At 63.1% G+C, this 17,704-nt stretch carries 15 protein-coding genes; all 15 read left to right on the top strand.

What is annotated here, in order from left to right; genetic code table 11:
- The first annotated feature begins 1 nt into the window (after position 1).
- Positions 2–943, top strand: a complete 942-nt coding sequence (gene rsmH, locus J3361_RS10230) for a 16S rRNA (cytosine(1402)-N(4))-methyltransferase RsmH (RefSeq protein WP_186705197.1) — start codon at positions 2–4, stop codon at positions 941–943.
- The gene (ftsL, locus tag J3361_RS10225; protein ID WP_003178214.1) at positions 940–1,233 is read left to right on the top strand and encodes a cell division protein FtsL; all 294 of its coding nucleotides are present in this window, start codon (positions 940–942) and stop codon (positions 1,231–1,233) included. The genes rsmH and ftsL overlap by 4 nt, the downstream gene beginning before the upstream one ends.
- A complete protein-coding gene (locus J3361_RS10220) occupies positions 1,233–2,972 on the top strand; it encodes a penicillin-binding protein 2 (RefSeq protein ID WP_207964455.1) in 1,740 nt (579 codons plus the stop codon). Before ftsL ends, J3361_RS10220 begins: the two co-directional genes overlap by 1 nt.
- The gene (locus tag J3361_RS10215) at positions 2,972–4,435 is read left to right on the top strand and encodes a UDP-N-acetylmuramoyl-L-alanyl-D-glutamate--2,6-diaminopimelate ligase (RefSeq protein ID WP_207964305.1); all 1,464 of its coding nucleotides are present in this window, start codon (positions 2,972–2,974) and stop codon (positions 4,433–4,435) included. The genes J3361_RS10220 and J3361_RS10215 overlap by 1 nt, the downstream gene beginning before the upstream one ends.
- Positions 4,428–5,795 (top strand): UDP-N-acetylmuramoyl-tripeptide--D-alanyl-D-alanine ligase, encoded by a 1,368-nt coding sequence (gene murF / locus J3361_RS10210; RefSeq protein ID WP_207964303.1) that lies wholly within the window; start codon positions 4,428–4,430, stop codon positions 5,793–5,795. Before J3361_RS10215 ends, murF begins: the two co-directional genes overlap by 8 nt.
- The gene (mraY, locus tag J3361_RS10205) at positions 5,795–6,877 is read left to right on the top strand and encodes a phospho-N-acetylmuramoyl-pentapeptide-transferase (RefSeq protein ID WP_053124966.1); all 1,083 of its coding nucleotides are present in this window, start codon (positions 5,795–5,797) and stop codon (positions 6,875–6,877) included. Before murF ends, mraY begins: the two co-directional genes overlap by 1 nt.
- 5 nt (positions 6,878–6,882) lie before the next feature.
- Positions 6,883–8,229: a UDP-N-acetylmuramoyl-L-alanine--D-glutamate ligase gene (gene murD, locus J3361_RS10200; RefSeq protein ID WP_207964302.1), complete on the top strand. Its 1,347-nt coding sequence runs from the start codon at positions 6,883–6,885 to the stop codon at positions 8,227–8,229.
- Positions 8,230–8,231: 2 nt separating this feature from the next.
- On the top strand, positions 8,232–9,443 hold the full coding sequence (gene ftsW, locus J3361_RS10195) for a putative lipid II flippase FtsW (RefSeq protein WP_186705199.1): 1,212 nt from the start codon (positions 8,232–8,234) through the stop codon (positions 9,441–9,443).
- Positions 9,433–10,503, top strand: coding sequence for an undecaprenyldiphospho-muramoylpentapeptide beta-N-acetylglucosaminyltransferase (murG, locus tag J3361_RS10190; RefSeq protein WP_207964300.1), 1,071 nt, complete (start codon positions 9,433–9,435; stop codon positions 10,501–10,503). The genes ftsW and murG overlap by 11 nt, the downstream gene beginning before the upstream one ends.
- On the top strand, positions 10,496–11,956 hold the full coding sequence (murC, locus tag J3361_RS10185) for a UDP-N-acetylmuramate--L-alanine ligase (protein WP_039591549.1): 1,461 nt from the start codon (positions 10,496–10,498) through the stop codon (positions 11,954–11,956). The genes murG and murC overlap by 8 nt, the downstream gene beginning before the upstream one ends.
- Positions 11,953–12,918, top strand: coding sequence for a D-alanine--D-alanine ligase (locus tag J3361_RS10180; RefSeq protein WP_207964298.1), 966 nt, complete (start codon positions 11,953–11,955; stop codon positions 12,916–12,918). Before murC ends, J3361_RS10180 begins: the two co-directional genes overlap by 4 nt.
- A 3-nt stretch (positions 12,919–12,921) precedes the next feature.
- Positions 12,922–13,788: a cell division protein FtsQ/DivIB gene (locus J3361_RS10175; RefSeq protein ID WP_186705128.1), complete on the top strand. Its 867-nt coding sequence runs from the start codon at positions 12,922–12,924 to the stop codon at positions 13,786–13,788.
- A gap of 15 nt (positions 13,789–13,803) precedes the next feature.
- On the top strand, positions 13,804–15,063 hold the full coding sequence (gene ftsA, locus J3361_RS10170) for a cell division protein FtsA (RefSeq protein ID WP_003205342.1): 1,260 nt from the start codon (positions 13,804–13,806) through the stop codon (positions 15,061–15,063).
- Between the two features lie 104 nt (positions 15,064–15,167).
- Positions 15,168–16,361, top strand: coding sequence for a cell division protein FtsZ (ftsZ, locus tag J3361_RS10165; protein ID WP_042729563.1), 1,194 nt, complete (start codon positions 15,168–15,170; stop codon positions 16,359–16,361).
- A gap of 112 nt (positions 16,362–16,473) precedes the next feature.
- A complete protein-coding gene (gene lpxC, locus J3361_RS10160) occupies positions 16,474–17,385 on the top strand; it encodes a UDP-3-O-acyl-N-acetylglucosamine deacetylase (protein WP_030139673.1) in 912 nt (303 codons plus the stop codon).
- The last annotated feature ends 319 nt before the right edge of the window (positions 17,386–17,704 follow it).

The following is a 17,704-nucleotide window of genomic DNA, read 5'->3' as shown; positions in this document are numbered from 1 at the left end:
TATTGATAGCGGCTTTAACCACATCACCGTACTGCTTGACGAAGCCGTCGAGGCTCTCGCCGTACGTCCTGATGGCTGCTATCTGGACGGCACATTCGGGCGTGGCGGACACAGCCGGCTGATTCTCAGTCAGCTCGGTCCGGACGGCCGGTTGCTGGGGTTCGACAAGGATCCTCAAGCGATTGCCACCGGGCAAGCGCTAGCGGCCGAAGACGGCCGCTTTGTCGTTGTGCAGCGCAGCTTTGCCGAGCTGGGCGCCGAAGTCGCCGAGCGCGGCCTGGCCGGCAAGGTCAGTGGCGTGCTGCTCGACCTGGGCGTGTCGTCGCCGCAACTGGACGATCCGGAGCGCGGCTTCAGTTTCCTCAATGATGGCCCGTTGGACATGCGCATGGATCCGTCCCGCGGGATCAGTGCCGCCGAATTCGTCAACACCGCCCCGGTGGAAGAGATCGCCCGTGTCTTCAAGGAATACGGTGAAGAGCGTTTCTCCGGCCGCATGGCCCGTGCCGTGGTCGAGCGCCGCGACATCAAGCCCTTCGAGCGTACCGGCGACCTGGCCGAAGTACTGAAAGTGGCCAACCCGGCCTGGGAAAAGGGCAAGAACCCGGCGACCCGTGCTTTCCAGGGCTTGCGCATCCACGTCAATAACGAACTGGGCGATCTGGAAGTCGGTCTCGAAGCGGCGCTTGAAGCGCTGGAGATCGGCGGTCGACTGGTGGTGATCAGCTTCCATTCCCTGGAAGACCGCATCGTCAAGCTGTTCATGCGCAAGCTCACCAAGGGCGAGGCCGATAACCTGCCGCGCAACCTGCCGGTGCGTTTCGAAGCCTTCGTGCCGAAGATCAAGATCCATGGCAAGGCGCAGTTCGCCTCCGACGCTGAACTCAAGGCCAACCCACGTGCCCGTAGCGCCGTCATGCGTGTCGCGGAGAAGTTGCGGTGAGCAAGCTCTTCGCCAAGCCCCTGCCTGGCGGCAGCTTTTTCATGCTGCTGCTGTTTATCGGCGTGCTCGTGTCGGCTATCGCCGTGTCCTATAGCGCGCACTGGAATCGGCAGTTGCTCAACACCCTCTACAACGAACTGAGCGTGCGCGACAAGGCGCAGGCCGAGTGGGGCCGGTTGATCCTGGAGCAGAGCACCTGGACCGCCCATAGCCGCATCGAAGTATTGGCCACCGAACAACTGAAAATGCGCATCCCCGGCGCCGCCGAAGTGCAGATGGTGGCGCCATGATGAAACTCGAAGGGGCGCTGTTCCCGTGGCGGTTTCGTCTGGTCCTGGGTTTGCTCGGACTTATGGTGGCGGCTATTTCGTGGCGCATCATCGACCTGCAGGTCATCGACCGTGACTTCCTCAAGGGGCAGGGCGACGCTCGCAGTGTGCGTCATATTCCAATTCCGGCGCACCGTGGCCTGATCACCGACCGCAATGGCGAACCCCTGGCCGTGAGCACTCCGGTGACCACCCTGTGGGCCAACGCCAAGGAAATGCAGCAAGCCAAGGAAAAATGGCCGGCCTTGGCCGCCGCCCTCGGACAGGACCCCAAGGCCCTGGCCGAGCGTCTTGAAGCCCAGGCGAACAAAGAATTCATCTACCTGGTGCGCGGGTTGACGCCCGAGCAAGGCCAGAGTGTGCTCGACCTGAAAGTGCCCGGTGTCTATGGCATCGAAGAGTTCCGGCGTTTCTATCCGGCCGGTGAAGTCACTGCCCACATGGTCGGGTTTACTGACATCGATGATCGAGGGCGCGAAGGGGTCGAACTGGCCTATGACGAATGGCTCGCCGGGGTCGCCGGCAAGCGCCAAGTCATCAAGGATCGGCGCGGCAGGTTGATCAAGGATGTCCAAGTCACCAAAAACGCCAAGGCCGGCAAGCCCTTGGCGTTGTCCATTGACCTGCGCCTGCAATACCTGGCCAACCGGGAGCTGCGCAATGCCATCGTCGAGAACGGTGCCAAGGCCGGCAGCCTGGTGATCATGGACGTGAAGACCGGCGAGATCCTGGCGATGGTCAACCAGCCGACCTACAACCCGAACAACCGTCGCAACCTGCAACCAGCGATGATGCGCAACCGGGCGATGATCGACGTGTTCGAGCCGGGTTCGACCATGAAGGCCGTGTCCATGGCCGCTGCCCTGGAAACCGGGCGCTGGAAACCGAGCGACACCGTCGAGGTGTACCCGGGCACCCTGCAGATCGGCAAGTACACCATTCGCGACGTGTCCAAGACCGAAGGCCCGGTGCTCGACCTGACTGGCATCCTGATCAACTCCAGTAACGTCGGCATGAGCAAGATCGCCTTCGATATCGGCGGCGAGACGATTTATCGCCTGGCCCAGAAAATCGGCCTCGGCCAGGACACCGGCCTGGGCTTCCCCGGCGAACGTGTCGGCAACTTGCCGAACTACCGTGACTGGCGCAAGGCTGAGACCGCCACGTTGTCCTATGGCTACGGCGTTTCCGTGACCGCGATCCAGTTGGTCCACGCGTTTTCCGCGCTGGCGAACAACGGGCGCATGGCACCGCTGACCCTGATCAAGACCGACAAGCCACCGCAGGCCACCCAGGTGATCCCGGAAAACGTCGCCAAGACCATGCAGGGCATGCTGCAACAAGTGATCGAGGCGCCGCGTGGTGTCTATCGCGCCCAGGTGCCGGCCTATCACGTGGCAGGCAAGTCGGGTACGGCCCGCAAAACCTCCGTGGGCACCAAAGGCTACGCCGAGAATTCCTACCGTTCGCTGTTTGCCGGTTTCGGTCCGATGAGCGACCCGCGCTACGCCATCGTCGTGGTCATCGACGAACCGAGCAAGGCGGGCTACTTCGGTGGCCTGGTCTCGGCGCCGGTGTTCAGCAAAGTGATGTCAGGCACCCTGCGCCTGATGAACATTACGCCGGATAACCTGCCGCCGACCCAGCAGGCCAATACCGCACCGGTCATTCCCTTGAAAGCCGAAGGAGGGCGTGGCTGATGTCCCTGAGCCTGAACAAGATTTTTGCCCACGCCGGTCACGATCTGCTGATTCGTGAGTTGGCCCTGGACAGCCGCAATGTACGTGCCGGGGACTTGTTCCTGGCGGTGCCGGGTGGCCGTGTCGATGGTCGCGACCATATCGCCGACGCCCTGAAGCGCGGCGCGGCTGCCGTGGCGTACGAAGTGCAAGGCGCGACCGTGCTGCCGATTACTGACGTGCCGCTGATTCCGGTCAAGGGCCTGGCGGCGCAGCTGTCGGACATCGCCGGGCGGTTTTATGGCGACCCGAGCCGCCACCTGAACCTGGTGGGCGTGACCGGCACCAACGGCAAGACCAGCGTGACCCAACTGGTGGCCCAGGCCTTGGACCTGCTCGGCCAGCATTGCGGCATTGTCGGCACCTTGGGCAACGGTTTTCATGGCGCGCTGGAAAGCGGCCTGCACACCACGCCGAACCCGATTGCCGTGCAAGCGACCCTGGCGGACTTGAAGAAGGCCGGTGCCAAGGCCGTTGCGATGGAAGTCTCGTCCCACGGCCTGGACCAGGGGCGTGTGACGGCGCTGGCGTTCGACGTCGCGGTGTTGACCAACCTGTCCCGCGACCACCTGGACTACCACGGCACCATGCAGGCCTACGGCGAAGCCAAGGCCAAGCTGTTTGCCTGGAATGACTTGAAGTGCCGGGTCATCAACCTCGACGACGAGTTCGGCCGGCAACTGGCCGCCGACAAGCGCGAATCCCGGTTGATCACCTATAGCCTGGAAGATGCCAGCGCCTACCTTTATATACGCCAGGCGCAGTTCGATGACGAAGGCGTGCGCGCCACGCTGGTCACGCCCCAGGGCGAGCACCATGTGCGCAGCACCTTGCTCGGCCGCTTCAACCTGAGCAACGTATTGGCGGCCATCGGCGCCTTGCTCGGGCTGGACTACGCGCTGGACGAAATTCTCAAGGTGTTGCCAAAACTTGAAGGGCCTGCCGGGCGCATGCAGCGCCTCGGCGGCGGGACTCAACCGTTGGTGGTGGTCGATTACGCCCATACCCCCGACGCGTTGGAAAAAGTCCTCACGGCCTTGCGTCCTCACGCCAAGGGCCGGCTGCTGTGCCTGTTCGGCTGCGGCGGCGATCGCGATCGCGGCAAACGCCCGTTGATGGCAGAAGTGGTGGAGCGTCTGGCGGACGGCGTGCTGGTCACCGATGACAACCCGCGCAGCGAAGACCCGCTGCGGATCTTCGACGACATCCGCGCCGGTTTTACCGCTGTGGATAACGTCACCTTCGTCGCCGGTCGCGGCCAGGCCATTGCCCAGTTGATCGCCAGCGCCTCGGCGGACGATGTCATCGTCCTGGCCGGCAAGGGTCACGAGGACTATCAGGAAATCAACGGCGAACGCCATGCATTCTCCGATCTGGTGGAAGCCGATCACGCCCTGACCGCGTGGGAGGTGGCCCATGCTTAAGGCCTTGAAACTCAGCGAACTGACCAACGCCCTGAATGCGCGCCTCATTTCTGCGGACGCCACCTTCAGCGGCGTGAGCATCGACAGCCGGGCGATCGCGCCGGGGCAATTGTTCGTCGCCCTGGCCGGGCCGCGTTTCGATGGCCACGATTACTTGAACGAGGTCGCGGGCAAAGGTGCGGTCGCCGCATTGGTCGAGCGGGAAGTGAGCAACAGCACGTTGCCGCAATTGCTCGTCAATGACACTCGCCAGGCCCTGGGCCAGCTCGGTGCGCTGAACCGCGCTGCGTACGGCAACCCGGTCGCGGCCATCACCGGCTCCAGTGGCAAGACCACGGTCAAGGAAATGCTTGCCAGCATCCTGCGCACCCGCGGCTCTGTCTTGGCGACCCGTGGCAACCTGAACAATGACCTTGGCGTGCCGCTGACCTTGCTCGAACTGGCACCGGAACACAGCGCCGCCGTCATCGAACTGGGGGCTTCGCGGCTCGGCGAGATCGCCTACACCGTGGCCATGACCAAGCCCCACGTGGCGGTGCTCAACAACGCCGGGACCGCCCACGTCGGCGAGTTCGGCGGCCCGGAAAAAATCGTCGAGGCCAAGGGCGAGATCATCGAAGGGCTGGATGCCAATGGCGTCGCCGTGCTGAATCTCGACGACAAGGCCTTCGAAATCTGGAAGGCCCGGGCGGGGGAGCGCAAGGTGCTGACCTTTGCCCTGAGCAACCTCGCCGCGAATTTCTACGCCAGCGACCTGGACCGTGATGCCCGCGGTTGCCCGGCCTTCAACCTGCACAGCCCCGACGGTGCCGAGCGGGTCCAATTGAACCTGCTGGGCACCCATAACGTCGCCAACGCCCTGGCCGCCGCGGCTGCCGCCCATGCCCTGGGTGTGTCGCTGCCGGGCATCGTTGCCGGACTGAACGCCGTGCAGCCGGTCAAGGGGCGCTCTGTCGCGCAACTGGCCAGCAACGGCATGCGCGTGATCGACGACACCTATAACGCCAACCCGTCGTCCATGTGCGCGGCGGTGGATATCCTCGCCGGTTTCTCCGGCCGTACCGTGCTGGTGCTGGGGGATATCGGCGAGCTGGGTGAGTGGGCGCAACAGGGACATCACGATGTCGGTGCCTATGCGCGCGGCAAGGTCGATGCGCTGTATGCGGTCGGTCCGATGATGGCCCATGCGGTCGCCGCGTTTGGCGAGCACGCACGGCATTTCACCACTCAAGCTGAATTGATCCAGGCCCTGGGCGCCGAGCAGGACCCGAACACCACCTTATTGATCAAGGGTTCACGCAGCGCAGCGATGGAAAACATCGTCGCGGCGCTGTGCGGCACCACCACGGAGAAACATTAATGCTGCTGCTGCTAGCGGAGTACCTGCAACAGTTCCACAAAGGCTTCGCGGTCTTCCAGTACCTGACCCTGCGCGGGATCCTGGGTGTGCTGACCGCGTTGTCGTTGTCGCTGTTCCTGGGCCCGTGGATGATCCGCACCCTGCAGAACCTGCAGATCGGCCAGTCGGTCCGTAACGACGGTCCGCAATCGCACCTGTCCAAATCCGGTACGCCGACCATGGGGGGCGCGCTGATCCTGTCGTCCATCGGCATCAGCACCTTGCTCTGGGCCGACCTGGCGAACCGTTACGTCTGGGTCGTGCTGCTGGTGACCTTATTCTTTGGTGCCATCGGTTGGGTCGACGACTACCGCAAGGTCATCGAGAAGAACTCCCGTGGGCTGCCCAGCCGCTGGAAATATTTCTGGCAGTCGGTGTTCGGCCTCGGCGCGGCGATCTTCCTTTATATGACTGCCGCCTCGCCGGTGGAAACCACCCTGATCCTGCCGATGCTCAAGGACTACAGCATTCCGCTGGGCGCAGGGTTCATCGTGCTGACCTACCTGGTGATCGTCGGTTCGAGCAACGCGGTCAACCTCACCGACGGCCTTGACGGCCTGGCGATCATGCCAACGGTCATGGTCGGCGGCGCCCTGGGGATCTTCTGCTACCTGTCGGGTAACGTGAAGTTCGCCGAATACCTGCTGATCCCGTATGTGCCGGGCGCTGGCGAGTTGATTGTGTTCTGCGGTGCGCTGATCGGTGCCGGCCTGGGCTTCCTGTGGTTCAACACCTACCCGGCGCAAGTCTTCATGGGCGACGTCGGCGCGCTGGCGCTGGGCGCGGCCCTGGGCACCATTGCCGTGATCGTTCGCCAGGAAATCGTCCTGTTCATCATGGGCGGTGTGTTCGTGATGGAGACCCTGTCCGTCGTCATTCAGGTGGCCTCCTTTAAATTGACCGGCCGCCGCGTATTTCGCATGGCGCCGATTCACCACCACTTTGAACTCAAGGGCTGGCCCGAGCCGCGTGTGATCGTCCGTTTCTGGATCATCACCGTGATTCTGGTGCTGATCGGCCTTGCCACCCTGAAGCTGAGGTAGAACGAGTGTCCCTGATCGCTTCTGACCACTTCCGCATCGTTGTCGGCCTCGGCAAGAGCGGCATGTCCCTGGTTCGCTTCCTGGCGAGCCGGGGCGTGTCGTTTGCCGTGGCCGATACGCGGGAAAATCCACCTGAGCTGGCCACGCTGCGCCGTGACTATCCCCAGGTGGACGTGCGTTGTGGCGAGCTGGACGTCGAATTCCTGTGCCGCGCCGATGAGCTCTACGTGAGCCCCGGCCTGGCCCTGGCGACTCCGGCCCTGCAGGCTGCGGCGGCCCGTGGCGTGAAATTGTCCGGCGATATCGAGCTGTTCGCGCGCAACGCCAAGGCGCCGATCATTGCCATCAGCGGTTCGAACGCCAAGAGCACCGTCACCACCCTGGTGGGCGAGATGGCCGCGGCGGCCGGCAAGCGCGTCGCCGTGGGCGGCAACCTCGGTACCCCGGCGCTGGACCTGCTCAGCGACGACGTCGAGTTGTACGTGATGGAGCTGTCGAGCTTCCAGCTGGAAACCACCGACCACCTGGGCGCTGAAGTGGCCACCGTGCTCAACGTCAGCGAAGACCACATGGACCGCTACAGCGGCCTGCCGGCTTATCACCTGGCCAAGCACCGGATCTTCCGGGGTGCCCGGCAAGTGGTGTTCAACCGTCAGGACGCCCTGACCCGGCCGCTGTTGGGCGAGGGCATGCCGTGCTGGTCCTTCGGCCTGGGCGTTCCGGATTTCAAAGGTTTCGGGTTGCGCGAAGAGAATGGCGAGAAGTACCTGGCCTTCGAATTCCAGACCCTGATGCCAGTGCGCGAATTGAAGATTCGCGGCGCCCACAACCAAGCCAATGCCTTGGCCGCGTTGGCCCTGGGCCATGCGGTCGGCCTGCCGTTCGACGCCATGCTCTCGGCCCTGCGTACCTTTGCCGGTCTCGAACACCGCTGCCAGTGGGTGCGCGATCTGGATGGCGTGGCCTGGTACAACGATTCCAAGGCCACCAACGTCGGTGCGGCGCTGGCGGCCATCGAAGGCCTGGGCGCGGACATTGATGGCAAGCTCGTGCTGATCGCCGGCGGCGACGGCAAGGGCGCCGACTTCAAGGACCTGCGCGACCCCGTGGCCGCCAACTGCCGCGCGGTGGTGCTGATGGGCCGTGACCGCGAACTGATCGCCCAGGCCCTCGGCGATGCCGTGCCGCTGGTTCGTGTCGCTTCGCTGGACGAGGCGGTGCAGCAATCCCGCGTCCTCGCGCAACCGGGCGATGCGGTGCTGTTGTCGCCGGCCTGCGCCAGTTTCGACATGTTCAAGAACTACGAAGAGCGTGGGCAGTTGTTCGCCCGGGCCGCGGAGGACTTGGCATGAACCTGATGAACATCATCAAGCCGTACCCGTCGCCATTGATCACCGGCCGTGGCATCGACCTGGATTTCCCGATGCTCGCCGGCTGCCTGGCGCTGCTTGGCCTGGGCCTGGTGATGATCACCTCCGCGTCGTCGGAAGTGGCCGCCGTGCAGTCGGGCAACACGCTTTACCACATGATCCGCCACCTGATTTACCTGGTGATCGGCCTGGGCGCGTGCATCGTCACCATGATGGTGCCGATCGCCACCTGGCAACGCCTGGGCTGGATGATGTTGCTCGGTGCCTTCGGCCTGTTGGTGATGGTGCTGTTACCGGGCATTGGCCGCGAGGTCAACGGCTCGATGCGCTGGATCGGCTTCAGCTTCTTCAACGTTCAACCTTCGGAGATCGCCAAGGTTTTCGTGGTGATCTACCTCGCCGGTTACCTGGTGCGTCGCCAGAAGGAAGTGCGCGAGAGCTGGATGGGCTTCTTCAAGCCGTTCATCGTGTTGCTGCCGATGGCCGGCCTGCTGCTGATGGAACCGGACTTCGGTGCCACGGTGGTGATGATGGGCGCGGCGGCCGCGATGTTGTTCCTCGGCGGCGTCGGGCTGTTCCGTTTCACCTTGATGGTCGCGCTGGCGGTGGCGGCGGTAACGGTGCTGGTGCAGGCGCAACCGTATCGGATGGCGCGCCTGATCACCTTTACCGATCCGTGGGCCGACCAGTTCGGTTCCGGCTATCAATTGACCCAGGCGCTGATTGCCTTCGGTCGCGGCGAGTGGCTGGGCGTGGGCCTGGGCAACAGCGTGCAGAAGCAGTTCTACCTGCCGGAAGCCCACACCGACTTCGTGTTCTCGGTCCTGGCCGAAGAACTGGGGATGGTGGGTTCCCTGTGCACCGTCGCCCTGTTCGTGTTCGTCTGCGTGCGTGGCATGTACATCGGCTTGTGGGCGGAAAAGGCCAAACAGTTCTTCGCCGCCTATGTGGCGTATGGCTTGTCGTTCCTGTGGATCGGCCAGTTTTTGATCAACATCGGCGTGAACGTCGGCCTGTTGCCGACCAAGGGCCTGACCCTACCGTTCCTCAGTTATGGCGGCAGCTCCCTGGTGATCTGCTGTGCCTGCCTCGGCCTGTTGCTGCGCATCGAATGGGAGAGTCGAACCCACCTGGGCAGCGAAGAGATGGAATTCCAGGAGAGCGACTTCGCCGAGGAGCCGACTCATGGGCGCTAACGTGCTGATCATGGCGGGCGGTACCGGCGGGCACGTATTCCCGGCGCTGGCCTGTGCCCGGGAGTTCCAGGCGCGCGGCTACACCGTGCACTGGCTGGGCACGCCACGGGGCATCGAGAATGAACTGGTGCCGGCCGCGGGCCTGGAGTTGCATCGGATCAATGCCAGCGGCCTGCGGGGCAAGGGCAAGTTGTCGTTGCTCAAGGCGCCGTTGATGCTGTTGAAGTCGGTCTGGCAGGCGCGGGCGATCATTCGTCGGCTGCGGCCGGTGTGCGTGGTCGGATTCGGTGGTTATGTGACCGGGCCGGGCGGTGTCGCGGCAAAACTGGCCGGCGTGCCGGTGATCGTCCACGAGCAGAACGCCGTGGCCGGTACCGCCAATCGGTTACTGGTGCCGTTGGCCGCCCGGGTCTGTGAAGCCTTTCCCGACACCTTTACCCTGTCGGGCAGCCGTCGCACCACCGGCAATCCGGTGCGTACCGAGCTGTTCCTCGAAACACCGCGCCCGGCCCTGGCCGGACGCAAGGCGCGCTTGCTGGTCCTGGGTGGAAGCCTGGGGGCGGAACCGTTGAACAAATTGCTGCCCGAAGCCCTGTCGCAGGTCGCCCCCGAACTGCGCCCGGAAGTGTTTCACCAGGCCGGCAAAAACCACGATGAAGTGACCGCCGAGCGCTACCGCGCCGCCGGCGTCGAGGCGCAAGTGCAGCCTTTCATCAAAGACATGGCCCAAGCCTATGGCTGGGCCGACCTGGTGGTCTGCCGCGCAGGCGCGCTGACCATCAGTGAACTGGCTGCCGCCGGTCTGCCCTCGATGCTGGTGCCTTTGCCCCACGCCATCGACGATCACCAGACCCGTAACGCCGATTATTTGGCCCGTGAAGGCGCTGCCTTCCTGATGCCGCAAAGAACGACTGGCGCCGCGGATCTTGCCGCCCGCCTGACAGAGGTTTTGATGCAGCCGCAACGACTTGAAGACATGGCCCGCGCCGCGCGCCGCCTGGCCAAACCCGATGCCACGGCCCAAGTGGTCGATACCTGCCTGGAGGTGGCCCATGGTTGAGAATCGCAAAGCCATGCCGCAACCGGAAATGCGCCGCATCCGCCGCATCCACTTCGTCGGCATCGGCGGCGTGGGCATGTGCGGGATCGCCGAGGTGTTGCTGAACCTGGGTTACCAGGTTTCGGGTTCCGACCTGAAGGCATCCCCGGTCACCGAGCGCCTGGAATCCTTCGGGGCACAGATCTTTATTGGCCACCGTGCCGAGAACGCCGCCAATGCCGACGTGCTGGTGGTGTCCAGCGCCGTGAACACCTCCAACCCGGAAGTCGCGACCGCCCTGGAGCGCCGTATTCCCGTGGTGCCACGGGCCGAGATGCTCGCCGAGCTGATGCGCTATCGCCACGGCATCGCCGTCGCCGGTACTCATGGCAAGACCACCACCACCAGCCTGATCGCCTCGGTGTTCGCCGCTGGTGGCCTGGACCCGACCTTCGTGATCGGTGGCCGCCTGAATGCCGCAGGCACCAATGCCCAACTGGGCACCAGCCGCTACCTGATCGCCGAAGCCGACGAGAGCGATGCGAGCTTCCTGCACCTGCAACCGCTGGTCGCCGTCGTCACCAACATCGACGCCGACCACATGGCGACCTACGACGGTGACTTCAACAAACTGAAGAAAACCTTCGTCGAGTTCCTGCACAACCTGCCGTTCTACGGTCTGGCGGTGGTGTGCCTGGACGATCCGGTGGTGCGTGAGATCCTGCCGCTGATCAAGCGTCCGACCGTGACCTATGGCTTTGGCGAAGACGCCGACGTCCGTGCCATCAACGTGCGCCAGCAGGGCATGCAGACGTTCTTCACCGTGCTGCGCCCTGAGCGCGAGCCGTTGGATGTGTCGGTGAACATGCCGGGCAACCACAACGTGCTCAACGCCTTGGCCACCATCTGCATCGCCACCGACGAAGGTGTCAGCGATGAAGCCATCGTCCAGGGCCTGTCCGGGTTCCAGGGCGTAGGCCGACGCTTCCAGGTCTACGGCGAACTGCCAGTGGACGGCGGCAACGTGATGCTGGTGGACGACTACGGCCACCACCCGACCGAAGTCGCGGCGGTGATCAAGGCCGTGCGCGGTGGCTGGCCGGAGCGGCGCCTGGTGATGGTCTATCAACCGCACCGCTACAGCCGCACCCGCGACCTGTATGACGATTTCGTCCAGGTATTGGCCGACGCCAACGTGTTGCTGTTGATGGAAGTCTACCCGGCCGGCGAAGAGCCGATCCCGGGAGCCGACAGCCGCCAGCTGTGCCACAGCATTCGCCAGCGTGGCCAGTTGGACCCGATCTACATCGAACGCGGCGTGGACCTCGCACCGTTGGTCAAGCCGCTGCTGCGCGCTGGCGACATCCTGCTGTGCCAGGGTGCCGGCGACATCGGTGGCCTGGCCCCGAAACTGTTGAACAGTCCGTTATTCGCCGGAGCCATCGTGGCGTCCAGCGAGGGGAAACTGAAATGACTGCTGCCTACGCCAACCTGGTCTCGACCCTCGATCCGAAAGCCTTCGGCCGCGTCGCCGTGCTGTTCGGTGGCAAGAGCGCCGAGCGCGAGGTCTCCCTCAAGTCCGGCAACGCCGTGCTGCAAGCCTTGCAAAGCGCCGGCGTCGACGCCTTCGGCATCGACGTGGGCGACGATTTCCTGCAGCGCCTGCTCAGCGAAAAGATCGACCGTGCGTTCATCATTCTTCACGGCCGTGGCGGTGAAGACGGCAGCATGCAAGGCCTGCTCGAATGCCTGGGCATTCCCTACACCGGCAGCGGCATCCTCGCGTCGGCCCTGGCGATGGACAAGCTGCGCACCAAGCAGGTCTGGCACAGCCTCGGCATTCCGACGCCGCGTCACGCCGTGCTGGCATCCGAGGCCGATTGTATTTGCGCGGCCACGGAACTGGGCTTCCCTTTGATCGTCAAACCGGCCCATGAAGGTTCAAGTATCGGCATGGCGAAAGTGAATTCGCTGCCTGAGTTGACCGCAGCCTGGAAGGACGCCAGTTCCTACGATTCGCAAGTATTGGTCGAACAGTGGATCACCGGTCCCGAGTTCACCATCGCCACCCTGCGTGACCAGGTGTTGCCCCCGATCGCGCTGGGCACGCCCCACACGTTCTACGACTACGACGCCAAGTACGTCGCCAACGATACCCAGTACCGCATTCCCTGCGGGCTGGACGCTGCTAAGGAAAAAGAATTGATGGACCTCACGGCCAAGGCTTGTGAGGCGCTGGGTATCGCCGGTTGGGGCCGGGCAGACGTGATGCAGGACGCCGATGGGCAGTTCTGGTTTTTGGAAGTCAACACCGCCCCCGGCATGACCGATCACAGCCTGGTGCCGATGGCCGCCCGTGCCGCGGGCCTGGATTTCCAGCAACTGGTGCTGTCGATCCTGGGCGCCAGTGTCGGCCAACAAGAGCCAAGAGGTTAAGCCATGCAAGGCGCATCGCTTCGTCATCAGCCATCCGCACCCGGTCGCAAGCCGGTGCCGCGGGGTGCCAGCCGAATGGTGGCCAAGGAGCCGATGTCGGCGCGCTTGCCGAAAGCCAATTTTGGTTTTCTCAAGAGCTTGTTCTGGCCGGTGATGCTGGTGGCGTTGGGGTTCGGTACGTATGAAGGTGCGCAACGGCTGTTGCCGTATGCCGACCGGCCGATTGCGCGGATCAACGTCCAGGGCGACTTGAGCTACATCAGCCAGCAGGCGGTGCAGCAGCGGATCGCCCCGTTCGTCGCGTCGAGCTTCTTCACCATCGACCTGGCGGGCATGCGCACGGAGCTGGAGCAGATGCCCTGGATCGCCCACGCCGAAGTCCGGCGGGTGTGGCCCGACCAGGTGTCGATTCGCCTGGAAGAACAACTGCCGGTGGCCCGTTGGGGCGACGAGTCGCTGTTGAACAACCAGGGCCAGGCGTTTACGCCGCGGGAACTGGCCAATTATGAACATTTACCACAACTGTTCGGTCCACAGCGGGCCCAGCAGCAAGTGATGCAGCAATACCAGGTGTTGAGCCAGATGTTGCGGCCATTGGGCTTCTCCATCGCGCGCCTGGAGTTGCGTGAGCGCGGCAGTTGGTTCCTGACCACTGGCGCGGGCAGCTCGGGGCCGGGCATCGAGCTGTTGCTCGGTCGCGGCAACCTGGTGGAAAAGATGCGCCGCTTCATCGCCATCTATGACAAGACGCTCAAAGAACAGATTACGAACATTGCGCGCATCGATCTGCGCTACGCCAACGGCCTGGCCGTTGGCTGGCGGGAACCTGTAGCGCCGACGACGGCCGAACCCGCCGTCGCGAAGAATTAAGAAGAGGCAGGACCCATGGCAAACGTGCAAAGCGGGAAAATGATCGTCGGTCTCGATATCGGCACTTCCAAGGTGGTGGCGCTGGTAGGCGAAGTCGCGGACGACGGCACGCTGGTCATCGTCGGGATCGGTACACACCCGTCCCGCGGCTTGAAGAAAGGCGTGGTGGTGAACATCGAGTCCACCGTGCAATCGATCCAGCGCGCCATCGAAGAGGCGCAACTGATGGCCGGCTGCCGGATCCACTCGGCGTTTGTCGGCGTGGCGGGCAATCACATCCGCAGCCTGAACTCCCACGGCATCGTGGCGATTCGTGACCGCGAAGTCAGCTCCGCGGACCTTGAGCGCGTCCTCGACGCGGCCCAGGCCGTGGCGATCCCGGCCGACCAGCGTGTGTTGCACACCCTGCCGCAGGATTACGTGATCGATAACCAGGAAGGCGTGCGCGAGCCCCTGGGCATGTCCGGCGTGCGCCTGGAAGCCAAGGTCCACGTGGTGACCTGTGCGGTGAACGCCGCGCAGAACATCGAGAAATGCGTACGTCGTTGCGGCCTGGAAATCGACGACATCATCCTCGAGCAACTGGCCTCGGCCTACTCGGTGCTGACCGACGACGAGAAAGAGCTGGGCGTGTGCCTGGTGGACATCGGTGGCGGCACCACCGACATCGCGATCTTCACCGAAGGCGCGATCCGCCACACGGCCGTGATCCCGATTGCCGGCGACCAGGTGACCAACGACATCGCCATGGCGCTGCGCACTCCGACCCAGTACGCCGAGGAAATCAAGATCCGCTACGCCTGCGCCCTGGCGAAGCTGGCCGGTGCCGGCGAAACCATCAAGGTGCCAAGCGTTGGCGACCGTCCGCCGCGCGAACTGTCGCGCCAGGCCCTGGCCGAAGTGGTCGAGCCGCGTTACGACGAGCTGTTCACGCTGATCCAGGCCGAGCTGCGTCGCAGTGGCTACGAAGACTTGATCCCGGCCGGCATCGTGCTGACCGGCGGTACCTCGAAGATGGAAGGCGCGGTCGAGCTGGCCGAAGAGATTTTCCACATGCCGGTGCGCCTGGGCGTGCCCCATGGTGTCAAGGGCCTGGATGACGTGGTTCGCAACCCGATCTATTCCACCGGCGTGGGCCTGTTGATGTATGGCCTGCAAAAACAGTCCGACGGGATCTCGTTCTCGGGCATTGGCAGTCGCGACAGCTACAGCAGCGACGAGCCGAAGGCACCGCTGTTCGAGCGTCTCCAGGCTTGGGTCAAGGGTAATTTTTAGCGACAAGTTTCAAGCTTCAAGCGGCAAGCTTGCAGCTTAAGGCTCGCAACTTGCCACTGAAGACGCAGTAGGCGAAAAAACTAGAGAATGAAAGGAGAGGGAACATGTTCGAACTCGTAGACAACATCCCCGCTAGCCCGGTTATCAAAGTAATCGGTGTCGGCGGTGGCGGCGGCAACGCTGTCAACCATATGGTCAAGAGCAACATCGAAGGCGTCGAGTTCATCTGCGCCAACACCGATGCTCAAGCGCTGAAAAACATCGGCGCGCGGACCATCCTGCAACTGGGTACCGGCGTGACCAAGGGCCTGGGTGCCGGCGCGAATCCCGAGGTTGGCCGTCAGGCTGCCCTGGAAGACCGCGAGCGCATCGCTGAAGTCCTGGCCGGCACCAACATGGTGTTCATCACCACGGGCATGGGCGGTGGTACCGGTACCGGTGCTGCGCCGATCATTGCCGAAGTGGCCAAGGAAATGGGCATCCTCACCGTTGCGGTGGTGACCCGTCCGTTCCCGTTCGAAGGCCGCAAGCGCATGCAGATCGCCGATGAAGGCATCCGCGCGCTGAGCGAAAGCGTCGACTCGTTGATCACCATCCCCAACGAGAAGCTGCTGACCATCCTGGGCAAAGACGCAAGCCTGCTGTCGGCTTTCGCCAAGGCCGATGACGTGTTGGCCGGTGCCGTTCGCGGTATCTCCGACATCATCAAGCGTCCAGGCATGATCAACGTCGACTTCGCCGACGTACGCACCGTGATGTCCGAAATGGGCATGGCGATGATGGGCACTGGCTGCGCCAGCGGTCCGAACCGTGCGCGCGAAGCCACCGAAGCGGCCATCCGCAACCCGTTGCTCGAAGACGTCAACCTGCAGGGCGCCCGTGGCATCCTGGTGAACATCACCGCCGGTCCGGACTTGTCCTTGGGCGAGTACTCCGACGTGGGTAGCATCATCGAGGCGTTCGCTTCCGACCACGCGATGGTCAAGGTCGGCACCGTGATCGATCCGGACATGCGTGACGAGTTGCACGTGACCGTGGTTGCCACTGGCCTGGGCGCGAAAATCGAGAAGCCGATGAAGGTGATCGACAATACCGTGCAGACCGCCATGGCCTCCCAGCCACAGCAGCAAGCCCCCGTTCGTCAGGAACAGCCTGCGGTGAACTACCGTGACCTGGACCGTCCGACCGTCATGCGCAACCAGGCCCAGGCCGGTGCTGCGACTGCCGCGAAGATGAATCCGCAAGACGATCTGGATTACCTGGACATCCCGGCCTTCCTGCGTCGTCAGGCCGATTGATGAAATGTATCAGGGGGATACGGGTGATTGGTGTTCAGCAAAGGTCTGGTCTGCTATCATCGCCAGCCTTTGTTGATACCAGTTCGCAATTTGCGCTGAAGCGGCCCATGCCATGATTAAACAACGCACCCTGAAGAATATTATCCGTGCCACAGGTGTCGGCCTGCACTCCGGCGAGAAGGTCTACCTGACCCTCAAGCCCGCGCCTGTCGATACCGGCATCGTGTTTTGTCGTGCCGACCTCGACCCTGTGGTGCAGATTCCTGCTCGCGCGGAAAACGTTGGTGAAACCACTATGTCGACCACGTTGGTCAACGGTGACACCAAAGTGGACACGGTGGAGCATTTGCTCTCGGCCATGGCTGGCCTGGGCATCGATAACGCCTACGTCGAGCTCTCCGCGTCCGAAGTCCCGATCATGGATGGCAGTGCCGGACCCTTCGTATTCCTGATTCAATCGGCTGGCCTGGAAGAGCAGGACGCAGCCAAGAAGTTCATCCGCATCCTGCGGGAAGTGACAGTGGAAGACGGCGACAAGCGCGCCACTTTCGTCCCTTTCGAAGGTTTCAAGGTGAGCTTCGAGATCGATTTCGATCACCCGGTTTTCCGTGACCGCACCCAAAGTGCAAGCGTGGATTTTTCCAGCACTTCGTTCGTAAAAGAAGTCAGCCGCGCCCGTACCTTTGGTTTCATGAGTGATATCGAGTACCTGCGCAAGCACAATCTCGCACTCGGCGGCAGTGTTGAAAACGCGATCGTGGTCGATTCCGATGGTGTTTTGAACGAAGACGGTCTTCGTTATGAAGACGAATTCGTCAAGCACAAGATCCTCGATGCAATCGGCGACCTCTACCTGCTGGGCAATAGCCTGATTGGTGAGTTCAAGGGCTTCAAGTCCGGCCATGCACTGAACAACCAGCTGCTGCGCAAGTTGATTGAGCAGAAAGATGCTTGGGAAGTCGTGACGTTCGAAGATGCCAGCACCGCGCCAATCTCTTACATGCGCCCTGTCGCGGCCGTGTAAGCAAAAAACCTCTCTAGTTTTTGAAGGCTGCCTTTGGGTGGCCTTTTTTTATGGGCGCGTTTTGGGTGTATATCCATTGCTGCGGTAACTAACGGGGCGCCCGAGATCAATGTCCTCCGGGAGGCGGCCTTATAGCCGACCTGGTTCTTGAGGGAACCGTGTTCCTCCTGTGGGAGCGAGCCTGCTCGCGAAGAGGCCGGCACATCCAACATCACCGCAAACTGACCCACCGCCATCGCGAGCAGGCTCGCTCCCACATTCGATTTTCAGTGAGCACAAAATTCATATCCAACACAGGCCCCTGTGGGAGCGGGCTTGC

The sequence above is a fragment of the Pseudomonas sp. OA65 genome, from assembly GCF_017498305.1.
Lineage (GTDB): Bacteria > Pseudomonadota > Gammaproteobacteria > Pseudomonadales > Pseudomonadaceae > Aquipseudomonas > Aquipseudomonas zanjanensis.
This window is presented reverse-complemented; position numbering and strand designations above follow the sequence as displayed.

Coding starts and splice junctions, on each gene's coding strand:
- mraY (WP_053124966.1), top strand. CDS start 5,795: ATGCTGCTGCTGCTAGCGGAGTACCTGCAACAGTTCCACAAAGGCTTC.
- lpxC (WP_030139673.1), top strand. CDS start 16,474: ATGATTAAACAACGCACCCTGAAGAATATTATCCGTGCCACAGGTGTC.
- murG (WP_207964300.1), top strand. CDS start 9,433: ATGGGCGCTAACGTGCTGATCATGGCGGGCGGTACCGGCGGGCACGTA.
- ftsA (WP_003205342.1), top strand. CDS start 13,804: ATGGCAAACGTGCAAAGCGGGAAAATGATCGTCGGTCTCGATATCGGC.
- murF (WP_207964303.1), top strand. CDS start 4,428: ATGCTTAAGGCCTTGAAACTCAGCGAACTGACCAACGCCCTGAATGCG.
- murC (WP_039591549.1), top strand. CDS start 10,496: ATGGTTGAGAATCGCAAAGCCATGCCGCAACCGGAAATGCGCCGCATC.
- J3361_RS10220 (WP_207964455.1), top strand. CDS start 1,233: ATGAAACTCGAAGGGGCGCTGTTCCCGTGGCGGTTTCGTCTGGTCCTG.
- ftsZ (WP_042729563.1), top strand. CDS start 15,168: ATGTTCGAACTCGTAGACAACATCCCCGCTAGCCCGGTTATCAAAGTA.
- J3361_RS10175 (WP_186705128.1), top strand. CDS start 12,922: ATGCAAGGCGCATCGCTTCGTCATCAGCCATCCGCACCCGGTCGCAAG.
- J3361_RS10215 (WP_207964305.1), top strand. CDS start 2,972: ATGTCCCTGAGCCTGAACAAGATTTTTGCCCACGCCGGTCACGATCTG.
- J3361_RS10180 (WP_207964298.1), top strand. CDS start 11,953: ATGACTGCTGCCTACGCCAACCTGGTCTCGACCCTCGATCCGAAAGCC.